The organism is Thioalkalivibrio sp. ALJ16 (genome assembly GCF_000377345.1).
Taxonomy (GTDB): Bacteria; Pseudomonadota; Gammaproteobacteria; order Ectothiorhodospirales; family Ectothiorhodospiraceae; genus Thioalkalivibrio.
In genome coordinates, this window is the sequence record NZ_KB898045.1 from 13,040 (window position 1) to 27,832 (window position 14,793).

15 protein-coding genes are annotated in these 14,793 nt (G+C 68.6%); all 15 read right to left on the reverse strand.

Annotated features, from left to right (window positions below):
- Positions 1 to 6: 6 nt before the first annotated feature.
- The 15 genes from D000_RS0108810 to D000_RS0108880 all read right to left on the reverse strand — a co-directional run bounded on the left by D000_RS0108810 (position 7) and on the right by D000_RS0108880 (position 14,677).
- Positions 7 to 819 (reverse strand): hypothetical protein, encoded by an 813-nt coding sequence (locus tag D000_RS0108810; protein ID WP_018873167.1) that lies wholly within the window; start codon positions 817 to 819, stop codon positions 7 to 9.
- A gap of 3 nt (positions 820 to 822) precedes the next feature.
- Entirely contained in the window at positions 823 to 1,542 is a 720-nt protein-coding gene (locus tag D000_RS0108815; RefSeq protein ID WP_018873168.1) for a DUF3426 domain-containing protein, read from the reverse strand.
- 54 nt (positions 1,543 to 1,596) lie between these two features.
- Positions 1,597 to 2,478, reverse strand: a complete 882-nt coding sequence (gene prmA / locus D000_RS0108820; protein ID WP_018873169.1) for a 50S ribosomal protein L11 methyltransferase — start codon at positions 2,476 to 2,478, stop codon at positions 1,597 to 1,599.
- Between the two features lie 24 nt (positions 2,479 to 2,502).
- Positions 2,503 to 3,849, reverse strand: coding sequence for an acetyl-CoA carboxylase biotin carboxylase subunit (gene accC / locus D000_RS0108825; protein ID WP_018873170.1), 1,347 nt, complete (start codon positions 3,847 to 3,849; stop codon positions 2,503 to 2,505).
- 49 nt (positions 3,850 to 3,898) lie between these two features.
- The gene (gene accB, locus D000_RS0108830; protein ID WP_018873171.1) at positions 3,899 to 4,360 is read right to left on the reverse strand and encodes an acetyl-CoA carboxylase biotin carboxyl carrier protein; all 462 of its coding nucleotides are present in this window, start codon (positions 4,358 to 4,360) and stop codon (positions 3,899 to 3,901) included.
- Between the two features lie 9 nt (positions 4,361 to 4,369).
- A complete protein-coding gene (gene aroQ / locus D000_RS0108835) occupies positions 4,370 to 4,810 on the reverse strand; it encodes a type II 3-dehydroquinate dehydratase (RefSeq protein ID WP_018873172.1) in 441 nt (146 codons plus the stop codon).
- Positions 4,811 to 4,984: 174 nt separating this feature from the next.
- Complete coding sequence (locus D000_RS0108840; protein WP_018873173.1) at positions 4,985 to 5,647, reverse strand: OmpA family protein; 663 nt, start codon at positions 5,645 to 5,647, stop codon at positions 4,985 to 4,987.
- A gap of 103 nt (positions 5,648 to 5,750) precedes the next feature.
- Positions 5,751 to 6,608: a shikimate dehydrogenase gene (gene aroE / locus D000_RS0108845; protein ID WP_018873174.1), complete on the reverse strand. Its 858-nt coding sequence runs from the start codon at positions 6,606 to 6,608 to the stop codon at positions 5,751 to 5,753.
- A complete protein-coding gene (gene hemB / locus D000_RS0108850; protein WP_018873175.1) occupies positions 6,605 to 7,621 on the reverse strand; it encodes a porphobilinogen synthase in 1,017 nt (338 codons plus the stop codon). Before hemB ends, aroE begins: the two co-directional genes overlap by 4 nt.
- A 35-nt stretch (positions 7,622 to 7,656) precedes the next feature.
- Positions 7,657 to 8,586 (reverse strand): oxygen-dependent coproporphyrinogen oxidase, encoded by a 930-nt coding sequence (hemF, locus tag D000_RS0108855; RefSeq protein WP_018873176.1) that lies wholly within the window; start codon positions 8,584 to 8,586, stop codon positions 7,657 to 7,659.
- A gap of 16 nt (positions 8,587 to 8,602) precedes the next feature.
- Entirely contained in the window at positions 8,603 to 9,196 is a 594-nt protein-coding gene (locus tag D000_RS0108860) for an L-threonylcarbamoyladenylate synthase (RefSeq protein ID WP_018873177.1), read from the reverse strand.
- Positions 9,183 to 11,732: a DNA topoisomerase I gene (locus tag D000_RS0108865; RefSeq protein WP_018873178.1), complete on the reverse strand. Its 2,550-nt coding sequence runs from the start codon at positions 11,730 to 11,732 to the stop codon at positions 9,183 to 9,185. Before D000_RS0108865 ends, D000_RS0108860 begins: the two co-directional genes overlap by 14 nt.
- Before the next feature lie 141 nt (positions 11,733 to 11,873).
- Positions 11,874 to 12,359, reverse strand: coding sequence for a DUF494 family protein (locus tag D000_RS0108870; protein WP_018873179.1), 486 nt, complete (start codon positions 12,357 to 12,359; stop codon positions 11,874 to 11,876).
- Positions 12,356 to 13,495, reverse strand: coding sequence for a DNA-processing protein DprA (gene dprA, locus D000_RS0108875; protein WP_018873180.1), 1,140 nt, complete (start codon positions 13,493 to 13,495; stop codon positions 12,356 to 12,358). The genes D000_RS0108870 and dprA overlap by 4 nt, the downstream gene beginning before the upstream one ends.
- Positions 13,496 to 13,516: 21 nt before the next feature.
- Positions 13,517 to 14,677, reverse strand: a complete 1,161-nt coding sequence (locus D000_RS0108880) for a LysM peptidoglycan-binding domain-containing protein (RefSeq protein WP_018873181.1) — start codon at positions 14,675 to 14,677, stop codon at positions 13,517 to 13,519.
- Between the last annotated feature and the right edge of the window lie 116 nt (positions 14,678 to 14,793).

Here is a 14,793-nt window from a genome sequence, read left to right on the forward strand (position 1 = left end):
GTGCTCCTAGAAGGATGGCGGGACCTGTCGGTAGCCGGCATGGGTCACGCGCGCCATCGCCACGCTGCGGCGTATATCGCGGCTGCGGGCATGCTGCAGCCGGTGCCCCAGCCAGCGAAACGGTGCCAGCAGACGCGCCACACCCCGCAGTGCCCGCGTTTGCCGCGGACTCCAGTGCAGCTCCTGGTAGGTTTGCAGCAGTTCCAGCCCCAGTGCCTCGGCCTGGTCCTCGTGCTGCGCCCAGGCGGTCGCGTCCGCCAGGTGCTGGAACAGGTCATATACCTGCGCCAGTTCCAGCGACAGGACCTGTTCGAGGTCTTCCTCGAAATCCACCCGGTAGTAGAGCCCGTCATCGAACAGGACATTGCGCAGCTGGGCCCCGCCATGCCAGTAGCCGGCACGGTGGAAGGCCGCCAGGTTGCGGGTAACCGCGTGCAGGGTTTGCCGCCGCGCGGCCGGGTCCCGGGCGCGCAGGTGCTGTTCCACGGTCTCGCCGCAGTGGGTGTACATCACCGCGTCGGAAAGCGTGGCCACCACGCGGGGCACGTTCTGCCCTGCGGACGCCAGCATGCGCACCCGTTCCATCTCGTACCAGCCGTCGCGCGGGGGTGCATTGCCGGGCGCGGTCAGGAACGGGAAGAACAGCCGGCAAAGCAGTCGGATCGCCCATTGCTGGCGACGACTCCGGGCCTTCTCGCGCACACGCTTGAGCACATAGCGCCGGCCGTCGAATTCGAGGCCGAGGATACGCCCCGGGTCCTGCGCCAGGCGTGCCTCGGCAGCCCTGATCAGTGCCGGGTCCGGAGATTCTGCGCGCATGGCTCAGCGGGTCCGGATATCGACGCCGGCCACCGGCGCGGGCGGGTTGGCCAGGGTCACGCGTACCGGTGTGTCCCGGTTCGCGGCCAGCAGGGAGCCGGCGTCGGCATAGTCATCGGGGGTCAGGCGTAGACGCCCGAGTGCGGTCCCCAGGCGGTCGCTCAGGTGAATGTCCAGCACCGGCCAGGCCTGCTGCACCGGGCTTTCGAGCGAGAATTGCAGATGCAGGCTGCCATCGGCGGCGGCAAAAAAGTCCGGTGTCGAGGTGCGGATGCGCTCCGGTGCCCGCAGCGGGTGCCAGGCCGGGCAGGGGATCCGTGCGCACAGTTCGCCGCGGGCCTGATCGAGTGTGTTGTGTTCGTCTGGGGCAATCGGGGGTACGAGCAGCAGCTGCAGGGCCAGCAGCGCGAGCAGCGCCGCCGTCAGGGCCAGCGCGGGCGCGCGGCGGGCGGCCGCGGGCGCAGCAAGGGTTGTGGCGTCGGGGGCGGCCTCGATGTTCAGAGGGACCGCCTCCTGGCGCGGAGTATCGATTCGCACGGCCGGCCGGTGACGGGCCGGCGTCAGGCCGCGGCCACGGACCGGCGCCCCGGCCCCGCCGATCTCGAGGCTCGGGAACAGGTCGAATTCGGCACCGCAGTTGTCGCAGCGCACCCGCTGCAGGCGCAGGGTGTCGCCGCGGGCAATGGCGTGAGTGACCTGGCATTCGGGGCAGCGGGCCAGCATGTCGTGGGGTGAGGGTCCGTTGCCGGCCGCGCGCGCTGGGGCGCGTGACCGCGCCTAGCGCCGGCGACCGCCGAGCAGGGCCCAGCCTTCGCGGCAGTCCTCGACCCCGATGTCAAAGGCGTCGGAATAGGCCGCGATGACCTCGTCCGCCTGCCGTTCCAGCAGGCCCGCCAGCAGGATTCGGGCACCCGGTTTCGCGGCCCGCGCCAGTTCCGGGGCGAGGTCGATCAGAGGCTTGGCGAGGATGTTGGCCAGTACCAGGTCGTAGCCGGCGTCTGGCACCGGGTGATCGGTCAGCCCGATGTCCAGTTGCTCCGGGGTGATGGCGTTGACGTCGGCATTGCTGCGGGTGGCCTGCACGGCCTGTTCGTCGATGTCGATCCCCAGCGCATGCCGGGCCCCCAGCTTGAGGGCGGCGATGGCGAGGATGCCGGAGCCGCAGCCATAGTCGAGCACGTCCTGATCGACGGGGGGCTGCTGGGCCAGCGCCGCCAGGCACATGGCGGTGGTCGGGTGGTTGCCGGTCCCGAAGGCCAGCCCGGGGTCCAGACGCACAAAGGTGCCTTCCTCGATGGCGGGCTCGTCCTCCCAGGACGGGACGATCCACAGCGAACCCCCGCAATGGATGGCCCCCAGCCCGTCAAGGCCGGCACGCACCCAGTCCTGGTCCTCGATGGCCTGGACCTGGATGGCCTCGGGGGCCTCGGCCTGGCGTTGCAGGGCGGCGGCCGCGAGATCGGCCCGGGTGGTGTCGGGAAACACCGCCTTCAGGCGCACGGTGGACCACAGCGGGTGGGTGCCCAGTGGCGGTTCGAACAGCGGTTCGTCGGCCGCGTCGAACAACTCGACGCTGACCGCGCCCAGCTCGAACAGCGTATCTTCCAGCGGCTCGGCCTGCTCCGGACGGATCTGGCATTCGAGTTCGGCAAGGCTCATGGGGACTCCGGATGACGCGGGCCGTCAGGCCTGTGCCTTCAGTTTTTTCTCTAGGTAGTGGATGTCGGTCCCGCCGCGCTGGAAGTTGGCGTCGATCATCAGGTCGTGGTGCAGGGCGACATTGGTCTGGATGCCATCCACCACGATCTCGCCGAGGGCCCCGCGCATACGCGCGAGCGCGATCTCGCGGCTGTTCCCGTGGGCGATCAGCTTGCCGATCATCGAGTCGTAGTAGGGCGGCACCGCGTAACCGTTGTAGATGTGGGTATCCATGCGGATGCCCGGCCCGCCGGGGGCGTGGTACTGCTGGATGGTGCCGGGACTGGGCATGAAGGTGCTCGGGTCCTCGGCGTTGATGCGGCACTCGATCGCATGGCCGTTGATGTGGACGTCGTCCTGGGTGTAGCCCAGTGGCTCGCCGGCGGCGATGCGGATCTGCTCGCGCACCAGGTCGATGCCGGTGACCTGCTCGGTGACCGTGTGTTCGACCTGCAGGCGGGTGTTCATCTCGATGAAGTAGAACGCCCCATTCTCGTACAGGAACTCGAAGGTGCCGGCGCCGCGATAGCCGATGTCCCGGCAGGCGCGGATCAGGCGTTCCGCCATGGTCTGGCGCTGTTCGTCGCTGATGCCCGGGGCCGGGGCCTCCTCGATCACCTTCTGGTGACGACGCTGCATGGAGCAGTCGCGTTCGCCCAGGCATACGGCGTTGCCGTGGGTATCGGCGAGGATCTGGAACTCCACGTGACGCGGATGCTCCAGGTATTTCTCCATGTACAGGGTGTCGTTGCCGAAGCCCTGCTGGGCCTCGTTGCGGGTCAGCGAGATCGCGTTCAGCAGCGCGCCCTCGGTGTGCACCACGCGCATGCCGCGACCACCCCCGCCGGCGGCGGCCTTGATGATGACCGGATACCCGATCTCCCGTGCCAGGGCCAGATTGGTGTCCGCATCGTCGCCTATCGCGCCGCCGGAGCCGGGCACACAGGGCACGTTGGCCTCCAGCATGGCCTGCTTGGCGGAGACCTTGTCACCCATCAGGCGGATGGTCTCGGCGCGCGGGCCGATAAAGGCGAAGCCGCTGGATTCCACACGCTCGGCGAAGTCGGCGTTCTCCGACAGGAACCCGTAGCCGGGGTGGATCGCGCCGGCGTCGGTGACCTCGGCTGCGGCGATCAACGCGGGGATGTTCAGGTAGCTCTCGCCGGAGGCTGCGGGGCCGATGCAGACCGATTCATCCGCCAGGCGGACATGCTTCAGGTCGCGATCGGCGCTGGAGTGTGCGGCGACGGTGGCGATACCCATCTCGCGGCAGGCGCGCAGGACCCGCAGGGCGATCTCGCCGCGGTTGGCGATCAGAATTTTTTCAAACATGCTCGAACCTGTTTCCAGCGAAGCCGGGCGTGCAGCCCGGCGGATGGGTTCATCCGATGATGAACAGCGGCTGCCCGTATTCCACCGGGTTGCCGTTCTCGACCAGGATGTCGCGGACCGTCCCTGCCTGGTCGGCTTCGATCGGATTGAGCATCTTCATCGCTTCGATGATGCACAGGGTCTCGCCGACCTCTACCGTTTGCCCGACCTCGACAAATGGATTCGAGCCAGGACTGGGGGCGCGATAGAACGTGCCGACCATCGGGGCGGTGACGCGGTGACCGTCCATCTCCGGGGGCGCGCTGGCCACGTCGGCCGGGGCGGCCGCGGGCGGTGTGCCGGCTGGTGCCGGTGCCGTGGCGGGCAGGGGCGCCGGGGCCGGTGCGGCAACGGCGGTGCCGCTGGCCGAGCGCGTGATACGGACCGACTCCTCGCCTTCGTGGATCTCGATCTCGTGGATGCCGCTCTCGTCGAGCAGGTCGATCAGTTTCTTGACCTTGCGAATGTCCATGGAAGCCTCTTATTCCGTGATGGCTGCAAGCGCCGCGTCCAGCGCCAGCCGGTAGCCCATGACGCCGAAGCCACTGACCAGGCCGGCGGCCACATCGCTCAGGCGTGACGTCTGGCGGAAGGGCTCGCGGGCGTGAATGTTGCTGATATGAATCTCGTAGAACGGGATGGCAACACCCAGGAGGGCATCGCGCAGGCTGACGCTGGTGTGGGTCAGGCCGCCCGGATTGATCAGGATGCGTTGCACGCCCTCGCCGGGGGCGGCATGAATGCGGTCGATCAGCGCGCCCTCGTGGTTGCTCTGGAAGCAATCGAGCGCGACCCCGGCGTCACGCGCGCGGGTTGCCAGATCGGTCTCGATGTCCGCGAGGGTCTGGGCGCCGTAACGCTCTGGCTCCCGCTGTCCCAGCAGGTTCAGATTGGGGCCGTTGAGCAGCAGTATGGACGCCATGGCAGCGGGAATCGGTAGCGATCCTGACGAGAATGGACGCGATTGCACCGAAAAATGACGGTGCGACGAATGATCGGGATTCTGCCGCAGGAAGGGTGGGGGTGTCCAGCGCGGAGAGCGCCCCGGACGCACGCAGGCACCGCGCCGGGAGCGGTGCCTGCGTGCGGGTGACGATCAGTCGGCGGTCAGCGGGAACAGGGTCAGTTCCACCCGGCGGTTCTGCTGGCGGCCCGCGTCGGTGTCGTTGGTGGCCACCGGCTGGTGCGGGCCAAAGCCAATGGTGTGCACACGCACCGGCTGCACGCCGCGCCGGATCAGGGCCTGGCCCACGCTGTTGGCGCGGCGCTGGGACAGATCCATGTTGTATTCGACTCGCCCGGTGCTGTCGGTGTGACCGGCGACCTCGATGCCGGTCTGGTCAAACTCCTCCAGGACCAGGGCCACCGAGTCCAGTACATCCCCGAATTCCGGCTTGATGTCGCTGCGGTCGAAATCGAAGGTGATGTTGCTCGGCATGTTGAGGATGATGTTATCGCCGTCGCGGGTCACGCTGACGCCAGTCCCGCGCAGCTGCTCGCGCAGAGCGTCCTCCTGCTGATCCATGTAGTTGCCGATGGCGCCGCCGGCGAGGGCGCCGATGCCGGCCCCGATCATCGCGCGCTGGGTGCGGTTACGGCTGCTGGTGACACTGCCGAGCACGGCGCCGGTGGCCGCGCCGATGCCGGCCCCGATGGTGGCGCGCGAGACGCGTTCCTCCCCGGTATATGGATCGATGGTGGTGCAGCCCATTACCAGGACAAGAGCACTGGTGGCGGCCAGGGCGAGGATGCGTTGCATGGTGTTTCTCCCGTGTTCGTGTTGCTGGCCAAATGGCGCGATGGATACCCGCCAGCTTGCGGTCAGGCGCGTGAACCGTCCATGAACCCGGAATCAGGCTGTGCTATTGCTCGGCGCTTTCGTGACGTAGTTGGCGCAAAACCGATGCAGTGTCGGGGTGGACGCCGCGCCAGATCGCGAAGGCCTCGGCGGCCTGCTCGACCAGCATGCCCAGGCCGTCGGCCGTCTGCCGACAGCCGGCGTCATTGGCCCAGTCGAGGAACCGGGCCGCACCCGGGCCGTAGACCAGGTCGTAGGCCAGGCTGCCCGGGTGCACCAGCGTCGCGGGCAGGGCCAGGCCCTCATCGGACAGGCCGGCGGCGGTGGCGTTGATGACCAGGTCGAACGGGCCGGCGGGCAGGGCGTCGAGGCCGCAGGCGGAGAGTTCGGTCTCGATCGCCAGGTCGGCGAAGTCCTCGGCCAGCGCCTCGGCCCGCGCCGCGGTGCGGTTGGCGATCACCAGTTCCGCGGGGCGGCGCTCCAGTAGGGGCTGCAGCAGCCCGCGGGTTGCGCCGCCGGCCCCGAGGATCAGGATACGCCGGCCGGGCACCTCGCCACCCAGGCGGTCGAGGTCGCGGCAGAAGCCGATGCCGTCGGTGTTGTCGCCGTGGAGCTGGCGCTCGTCGTCGCGCCAGAGGGTGTTCACGGCGCCGGCGCGCCGGGCACGGCCGGTCAATACCCGGGCCAGGGCGAAGGCCTCTTCCTTGAACGGGACGGTCACGTTCAGGCCCCGGAACCCGGAGGAGAACCACGCCCAGACCTCCTCGGCGAACTGCCCCGGGGTGCCCAGCAGGGCTTCGTAGGTCAGGTGCTGCCCGGTCTGTTCGGCGAACAGGGCGTGGATGCGCGGCGACAGCGAATGGCGGATCGGGTTGCCGACCACGCCATAACGATCGGGGCGATCCGGGCGCGGCTCGCTCATCGGGCCGCGTCCTCCGCCAGCCATTCGGCCACGCTGCGGGCGTAGTAGGTGAGGATGCCGTCGGCCCCGGCGCGCTTCATGCCGGTCAGGGCCTCCAGCACACAGGCACGTTCGTCCAGCCAGCCGCGTTCGGCGGCGGCCTTGAGCATCGCGTACTCGCCGGAGACGTGATAGACGAAGGTCGGGCGCTGGAACGCGTCGCGGATACGGCGGACCACGTCCAGATACGGCATCCCCGGCTTGACCATCACCATGTCGGCGCCCTCGGCCAGGTCGAGCGCGACCTCGTGCAGGGCCTCGTCGCCGTTGGCCGGGTCCATCTGGTAGGTCTCCTTGCCGCCCTTGCCCAGATTGCCGGCCGAGCCCACCGCATCGCGGAACGGCCCGTAGAAGGCCGAGGCGTACTTGGCGGAGTAGGCGAGGATGCGGGTGTGTACGTGCCCGCCGTCCTCCAGTGCGGTGCGGATCGCGCCAATGCGCCCGTCCATCATGTCGGAGGGGGCGACCACGTCGGCCCCGGCCGCGGCATGCGACAGGGCCTGCTTCACCAGGGCCTCGACGGTGATGTCGTTCACAACAAAGCCGTCGTCGTCGATGATGCCGTCCTGGCCGTGGGTGGTGAACGGGTCCAGGGCGACGTCGGTGATCACGCCGAGCTCGGGGTGGGCCTGCTTCAGGGCGCGTACCGCGCGCTGGGCCAGGCCGTCGGGGTTCCAGGCCTCGGCGGCATCCAGGCTCTTCTTCTCGCCCGGGACCACCGGGAACAGGGCCAGGGCCGGGATGCCGAGGCGCACGGCCGCGGCCGCCTCCTCCAGCAACAGGTCGATGCTGACGCGTTCCACGTCGGGCATCGACGGTACCGCCTCGCGCACCCCCTCGCCCTCGGTGACGAACACCGGCAGGATCAGGTCGTCCGCGCGCAGGTGATGCTCGCGCATCAGGCGGCGGGAGAAGGCGTCGCGACGCATGCGGCGCGGGCGGCCGGCGGGATAGGGGGCGATCGGTGCGGTCATACCAGATCCTTGCGTGGGTCTTGTTGCGGGCCTTGTTACTGGTCGGCCTCGGCCAGCCAGTCGCGCGGTTTCAGGTAGCGTTCGTAGAGTTCGGCCTCGGGCGTGCCGGCCTCCGGCTGGTAGTTGTACTCCCAGCGCACCAGTGGCGGCAGCGACATCAGGATCGACTCGGTGCGCCCGCCCGACTGCAGGCCGAACAGGGTACCGCGGTCGTAGACCAGGTTGAACTCGACATAGCGCCCGCGCCGGTAGAGCTGGAACTGGCGCTCGCGCTCGCCGTATTCGGTCGCGTGGCGACGCTCGACGATTGGGGCGTAGGCGTCCAGATAGGCGTTGCCGACGCTCTGCATGTAGCCGAAGGCGTGCTCGAAGCCGCCCTCGCTGAAGTCGTCGAAGAACAGCCCGCCGACGCCGCGCGGCTCGTCGCGGTGCTTGAGGTGGAAGTACTCGTCGCACCACTTCTTGTGCGCCGGGTAGAGGTGCTCGCCGAACGGGCGGCAGGCAGCCTCGGCCGTGCGGTGCCAGTGAATGCAGTCCGCGTCGAAACCGTAGTAGGGCGTCAGGTCGAAGCCGCCGCCGAACCACCAGATCGGTTCCTCGCCGGGCTTCTCCGCGATGAAGAAGCGTACGTTCGCGTGCGAGGTCGGCACATACGGGTTGTGCGGGTGGATCACCAGCGACACGCCGGTGGCCTGGAACGAGCGCCCGGCCATCTCCGGGCGGTGTGCGGTGGCCGAGGCCGGGAGGTTGTCGCCCATTACGTGGGAGAAGTTGACCCCGGCCTGCTCGAAGACCCGCCCCTCGCGCAGCACGCGGGTGCGGCCGCCGCCGCCGGCCGGGCGTTCCCAGGCGTCTTCCTGGAAGCGGGCCTGGCCATCCAGACCCTCGAGGCCCTGGCAGATGCGGTCCTGCAGGCCCTGCAGGTAGTCGATCACTCGGTCGATGGAGACGTGGTCCTGGGTCATGCTGCGTCCCGGTTGGTTATTCGTGGGTGTCCGGCGCGCCCCGGAGCCAGGCCCCGGTGCGGGCATCGCGGATCGCGCTGGGTGCGGTGCGCCCGCCACATTCTGCCTGCAGGATCGCATCGATGCCCGCGCCGAGTTGTGAGGCAACGCAATCCCAGGTTCGGCAGGGCTCCGCGCCCGCGCGATTGGCGCTGGTGGAGACCAGCGCGCTTTCGGCGGCCGCGCACAGCGCGCGCGTCTCCGGGTGGGCGGTGACGCGTACCGCGAGGCTGTCGTGTTCGCCGCGCAGGAGCGGCGGGCAGGTATCGGTGACGGGCAGCAGCCAGGTGGTCGGCCCCGGCCAGCTGGCGTCGACCTCGGCCCGGCGCTCGGCCGGTAGCGGCGCCAGCCAGGGCGCGAGGCGCTCCAGCCGGTCGGTGACCACGATCAGCCCCTTGGCGGCCGGCCGGCCCTTGATCTCGAGGATGCGATCGATCGCCTGGGAAGCATCAGGCCGGCAGCCGAGGCCGAAGACCGCCTCGGTGGGGTAGGCGATCACGCCGCCGTCGCGCACGCACTGCGCGACGGGTTCGATCTCGGGGGTCAGCAGCGGCTGGCTATTCGGATCCACGGTCGCCGGAAGGCTGGGCACTCAGGCGGCTGTCGCCGGCGCTGTCGCCGCTGCCGGACTTCGTGCTACCCGACTTGGCGGTCGAGGCCTTCTTCGTCGGGGCCTTCTTCGATGTGATCTTCCTGGCGGCGGTCTTTTTCGTGCCCGTCTTGCTGGCGGCCTTCTTGGTGGTGGCCGCCTTTTTCGTGGTCGTCTTCTTCGCGGTCGACGACTTGGCGGTCGACTTGGCCGCCCCCTTGCGGCCGCGGCCCTTGCGTTCCGGGGCGGCGGCGATCAGCTCCTGGCACTGCTCCAGCGTCAGGGACTTGGGATCGGTCTCCTTGGGGATCTTGGCGTTCTTGTTGCCGTCGGTCACATACGGTCCGTAGCGGCCGTTGAGGACCTGGATGCCCTCCGCGTCGAAGCTCTTGATGAAGCGTTCGGCGTCCTTTTTCTTCTTCTCGGCGACGATCTCCAGCGCGCGTGGCAGCTCGATGGTCCAGACGTCGTCATCCGGGCCGAGGGAGGCGTACTTGGAGCCGTACTTCACGTACGGCCCGAAGCGGCCGATGTTCACCATCACCGGCTCGCCCTCGGGGGTCTCGCCGAGGTCGCGCGGCAGCTTGAACAGCTCCAGCGCCTCGTCGAGGGTGATCTTGTCCATCTTCTGCCCGGGCAGCAGGCCGGCGAAGCGCGGCTTCTCCTCGTCGTCCTTGGTGCCGATCTGCACGATCGGGCCGAAACGACCCAGGCGCACGCTGACCGGGCGTCCGCTCTGTGGATCGGTGCCCAGCTCGCGCGACTGCACGGCCTCGGCGCGGGTGACGTTTTCTTCCTTCTCCTTCACCCGGTCGCGGAAGTCGCCCCAGAAATCCTCCAGCACCGGGACCCAGTCCTTCTCGCCGCGCGAGATCGCGTCCAGCTCGTCCTCGAGCTTTGCGGTGAAGTCGTAGTCCACGTAGCGGTCGAAGTGCTGGGTCAGGAAGCTGTTCACGATCCGGCCGGTGTCGGTCGGGATGAAGCGCTTGCCGTCCATCTCCACGTACTCGCGCGACTGCAGCGTGGAGATGATGCTGGCGTAGGTGGACGGACGGCCGATGCCGTATTCCTCCAGCGTCTTCACCAGGCTGGCCTCGGTGTAGCGCGGCGGCGGCTCGGTGAAGTGCTGGTCGGCGGTGACCTCTTCGAGTTTGACCGTGTCGCCCTCGGCCATCTCCGGCAGGCGCTTGTCCTCGTCGTCATCCTGCGCGTCGTCGCGGCCCTCCTGGTAGACCGCGATGAAGCCGGGGTCGACCAGGGTGGAGCCGGTGGCACGGAACTGGTGCCGGCTGTCGCCCGGGACCAGGTCGGCAGCGACGGTGTCGAAGGTCGCGTGGATCATCTGGCAGGCGACGGTGCGCTTCCAGATCAGGTCGTACAGCCGGGCCTGGTCGCTGCTCAGGCGCTCGCGGACCTCGTTCGGCAGGCGGCGCACGGAGGTCGGGCGAATGGCCTCGTGGGCCTCCTGCGCGTTCTTCGACTTGGTCTTGTACTGGCGCGGGCTGTCGGGGACGTTGTTGGCCCCGTAGCGCTCCTCGATCAGGCCGCGGATCTCGCCGATCGCCTCGCCGGCCAGGGCCACCGAGTCGGTACGCATGTAGGTGATCAGGCCGATCGCGCCGGAGCCCAGATCGATCCCCTCGTACAGCTGCTGCGCGGTGCGCATGGTGCGCGATGCGGTAAAGCCCAGCTTGCGCGAGGCCTCCTGCTGCAGGGTCGAGGTGGTGAACGGCGCGGCCGGGTTGCGGCGGCGCTGCTTCTTCTCGACCTTGGCGACGCGCAGTGCGCCGTTCGCGGCCTCGGTCAGGCGCTTCTGGGCGTCGTGCGCGAGCTCGGCGCTGTTCAGGTCGAACTGGTCCAGCTTGTTGCCGTCCAGGTAAGTCAGGCGCGCGGTGAACGGCTGGCTCTGGCGCTCGACCTTCGCATCCAGGGTCCAGTATTCGCGAGGGACGAAGGCCTCGATCTCGTTCTCGCGCTCGCAGATCATGCGCAGTGCCGGGCTTTGCACGCGCCCGGCGGACAGGCCGCGCTTGATCTTGCGCCACAGCAGCGGCGAGAGGTTGAAGCCGACCAGGTAGTCCAGCGCGCGGCGCGCCTGCTGGGCATCGATCAGGGGTTTGGCGAGGTCGCGCGGCTCCTCGATCGCCTGCTGGATCGCCTTCTTGGTGATCTCGTGGAATACGACCCGGTGCACGCCGCGATCGTCCAGCAGGCCGCGGTCGCGCAGCACCTCATAGAGGTGCCAGGAGATGGCCTCGCCTTCGCGGTCGGGGTCAGTCGCGAGGATCAGGTCGTCGGATTTCTTCAGCGCCTTGGCGATCGCCTCGATCTGCTTCTCGCTGCGCTCGATGATGTCGTACTTCATGCGGAACCCGTTTTCCGGGTCCACCGCGCCCTCCTTGGGGACCAGATCGCGTACATGGCCATAGGAGGCCATGACCTGGTAGTCCGGGCCGAGATACTTCTCGATGGTCTTGCCCTTGGCGGGCGACTCTACGATGACGAGGTGCTTGCTCATGTCGCTCGGGACCGTCTCCGTGGCAGCGGGTTCCGTATCGGGGCGATCGCGGTCGCATGACAGCGACCGGGTTCACGGGCGCTAAAGACTAGATGAGGAAAATGTCTGTGGCTACCGTGTATCCACCGGAAGACGGAGGAATCAGTGCAGATAATCCACGGCCGCAGGGCCCGAATCGTCGCGCATGACCTCCTCCAGGCGGGAGTAGGCGATTGCGTCGTCGGGCTGGTTGAACAGCACCATCAGCACCACCCAGCGCAGCTGGTCGAGGTCGATCTCCTCGGCGTCCAGCTCCATCACGCGGTCCAGCACCAGCTCGCGGGTGCCGGCGGTCAGCAGTCCGTTCTGTTCCAGGTGCAGCAGGAAGCCGTGCGCCTCGATGTCCAGGCGCTTGCGTTCCTCGGGGGCATAGATGCGGTGCGCGGCACCGTCGCCGCCCCGACCCGCAAGCGGGGATTCGCTCATCAAGCGATCCAGCCAGCCCAGGGCGCGGTCGATTTCGCGGCGGGCAAAACCGGCCTCCACCAGATGGCGCTCCAGTTCCGAGCGGTCCGGCTCCTCGTCGGATTCCTCGTCGATGGTGTGCTCGAACAGGTACATGAGCACATCCAGCACGCTTTCGTTCATGATTCGGGGGATCCTGCGTCGAGGCGCTGGTAGCGCCCGTGGTCGAGGGCGGCCACACGGCCGTTCAGTTCCAGCAAAACCAGCATGGATGAAAGCTGTTCGATGGTCAATTTGGTGCGTTCGCGCAGGGTTTCCAGTGCCACCGGGTCGAAACCCATCGCCTGCAGTACGCGTTCCTGCTCCGGATCCTGCGGGTCGGAGGCGGGTTCGGTCGCGGCCGGAGGCGCATCGGGCGCGACGCCCAGCCAGTCCGCGAGGTCATCCAGGATCTCCTCGGCCGATTCCACCAGTTGGGCGCCATCGCGGATCAGCCGGTGGCAGCCGCGGCTGGTCGAGCTCAGCACCGAGCCGGGTACGGCGTAGACCTGGCGCCCCTGTTCGGCGGCGAGCCGCGCGGTGATCAGGGATCCGCTCTTCAGCGCTGCCTCGACGACCAGGGTCGCCAGTGACAGGCCGCTGATCACGCGGTTGCGCTGCGGGAAGTTGCGTGCCAGTGGGCGGGTGTCGGTAGGCCACAGCGAGACCACCAGGCCGTGGTCCGCGATGCGGTGCGCCAGGCGCCGATGCTGGGCGGGGTAGATGCGGTCGGGCCCGGTGGCCACGACCGCGATGGTGCGCCCGCCGGACGCGGCCAGGGCACCCTCGTGGGCCGCGCCGTCGATGCCTCGCGCCAGGCCGCTGGTGACCGTCAGTCCGGCCCCGGCCAGCTCGCGCGCGAATTCGGTGGCCAGGCGCTCGCCCTGCGGGGTGGCCTCGCGGCTGCCAACGATGCCCACCTGTGGGCTGCGCAGCAGCTTGCGCGCGCCGTTCAGGTATAGCACCGGGGGTGGGTCGGGGAGTTCCGCCAGCAGGGGCGGGTAGTCAGGGTCGTCCAGGCACAGCAATGTGTGCCGGGGGTCGGCATCCAGCCAGGCCTGGTCGGCCTGCGCCCCGGCCTCGCGGGCTTTGTGGGCGGCGGTATCCAGCTTGAGGTCGACGCCCGCGCGCTGCCATTCGGCCGCAGGGGCGGCCAGGGCATTGCCTGGAGACCCGAAGGCCTCGACCAGTTGCAGCAGGCGCCGCGGGCCGAGGCCGGGGGTGTTGATCAGTTGCAGCCAGTCCTCGTGCGGGGCGGCTGCCGCGCCGGCATCACGCATGCCGCCCGGTCGCAGTCCCGATCAGGGGGTGCGAACCTTGTCGCCCTCGCGCAGGGTACGCTCGGCCTCGGTCACCAGCACGTAGGACACCTTCTCGAAGGTCTGGAAGACCATGACGGTGCCGACTTCCTCTTCCGGCAGGGTGACCACATCGTTGGCGCGATCGCTGATCGGGTCGCGGACCTCGCGGCCGGCGGAGAAAGCGGTGAAGACCTGGCCGTTCTCGATGCCGTCGCGCGCGCCGCGGTTAATGATGGCCGCCTGCAACTGGCCGATCTGGCTGATGGCGTCGAACAGCGAGATGATCGTGCCTTCGGTCCCGGCGGGCGGACGACCGATGTCGAACAGCATGTCCTGTTCCTCGGCGTAGGGCACCAGGCGGTCGCCGCGGATCGCCTCGCGCTCGCCCTTGCGGATGTCGGCGCGGGCGACGTTGCCGGGTTCAAGGATCTCGGCCTCGCCCACCGGCAGCGTGGCGACACCCAGGTCCTCGCCGGTATCCGGGTCGATCAGCATGCCGTCGTCACGCACGATGTGATAGAGCTCGTAGCGTTCGGTGTCCTCGGCGTTGCGCACGTAGACGCGGTCGCCCGGGCCAAAGATCACGCGCTCGTCCTGCGAGGCGAGGATGTACGGGGCGTTTTCCAGGGTCTCTTCGTCCAGCACCTGCGGGCGGAACATGAACGACTGCAGGGTGGAGATCGGGGAGACGTCACGGTCGCGTTCCACCACCCGGACCTCGGGCGACAGGCGGTGGGTTGGGCGCACGCGCGGGCCGCCGTCGACCGTGATGCGCGGGCGGCCATCCACGTAGTAGATGCTCAGGACGTCACCCGGATAGATCAGGTGCGGGTTTTCGATCTCGGGATTGACCAGCCAGATCTCCGGCCAGTACCACGGGTCTTCGAGGAACATCGCGGAGATATCCCAGAGCGTGTCGCCCTTTTTCACCACGTAGCGTTCGGGGGCGGAATCACGGATCTCGGGTTCCGCCTCGGTGGTCTGGCGTTCCTGCGTCGCGTCGGCGGCGGTGCGCGGCGCGTTGCGGGTTTCGCCGCTTTCGGTCGCGCTGGCGTCGGCGCCGCCATTTTCCGGGGTCGCCGCGCAGGCGCCCAGCAACAGCGTTACACTGAACAGAATGCTCGGAAGAACGAAGGTCGTGGTGGCCCGGGTCTTGTACATTTAATGTCCCCTGTCAGGTCCGCGCGCTCCCCGAGCCTTCCTGTGGCCCGGCCCCAGTCGGATGACGCAATTCCGCGGATATTGCGGTCCAACGTTAGCAGAATTGCGACGTCTGT

Bases quoted from the DNA above. Each gene is read 5' to 3' on its own strand.
- D000_RS0108815 (WP_018873168.1), bottom strand. From the start codon at position 1,542: ATGCTGGCCCGCTGCCCCGAATGCCAGGTCACTCACGCCATTGCCCGC.
- D000_RS0108810 (WP_018873167.1), bottom strand. From the start codon at position 819: ATGCGCGCAGAATCTCCGGACCCGGCACTGATCAGGGCTGCCGAGGCA.
- dprA (WP_018873180.1), bottom strand. From the start codon at position 13,495: ATGCGTGATGCCGGCGCGGCAGCCGCCCCGCACGAGGACTGGCTGCAA.
- hemB (WP_018873175.1), bottom strand. From the start codon at position 7,621: ATGACCGCACCGATCGCCCCCTATCCCGCCGGCCGCCCGCGCCGCATG.
- prmA (WP_018873169.1), bottom strand. From the start codon at position 2,478: ATGAGCCTTGCCGAACTCGAATGCCAGATCCGTCCGGAGCAGGCCGAG.
- D000_RS0108840 (WP_018873173.1), bottom strand. From the start codon at position 5,647: ATGCAACGCATCCTCGCCCTGGCCGCCACCAGTGCTCTTGTCCTGGTA.
- D000_RS0108880 (WP_018873181.1), bottom strand. From the start codon at position 14,677: ATGTACAAGACCCGGGCCACCACGACCTTCGTTCTTCCGAGCATTCTG.
- hemF (WP_018873176.1), bottom strand. From the start codon at position 8,586: ATGACCCAGGACCACGTCTCCATCGACCGAGTGATCGACTACCTGCAG.
- accB (WP_018873171.1), bottom strand. From the start codon at position 4,360: ATGGACATTCGCAAGGTCAAGAAACTGATCGACCTGCTCGACGAGAGC.
- D000_RS0108865 (WP_018873178.1), bottom strand. From the start codon at position 11,732: ATGAGCAAGCACCTCGTCATCGTAGAGTCGCCCGCCAAGGGCAAGACC.
- aroQ (WP_018873172.1), bottom strand. From the start codon at position 4,810: ATGGCGTCCATACTGCTGCTCAACGGCCCCAATCTGAACCTGCTGGGA.
- accC (WP_018873170.1), bottom strand. From the start codon at position 3,849: ATGTTTGAAAAAATTCTGATCGCCAACCGCGGCGAGATCGCCCTGCGG.
- D000_RS0108870 (WP_018873179.1), bottom strand. From the start codon at position 12,359: ATGAACGAAAGCGTGCTGGATGTGCTCATGTACCTGTTCGAGCACACC.
- aroE (WP_018873174.1), bottom strand. From the start codon at position 6,608: ATGAGCGAGCCGCGCCCGGATCGCCCCGATCGTTATGGCGTGGTCGGC.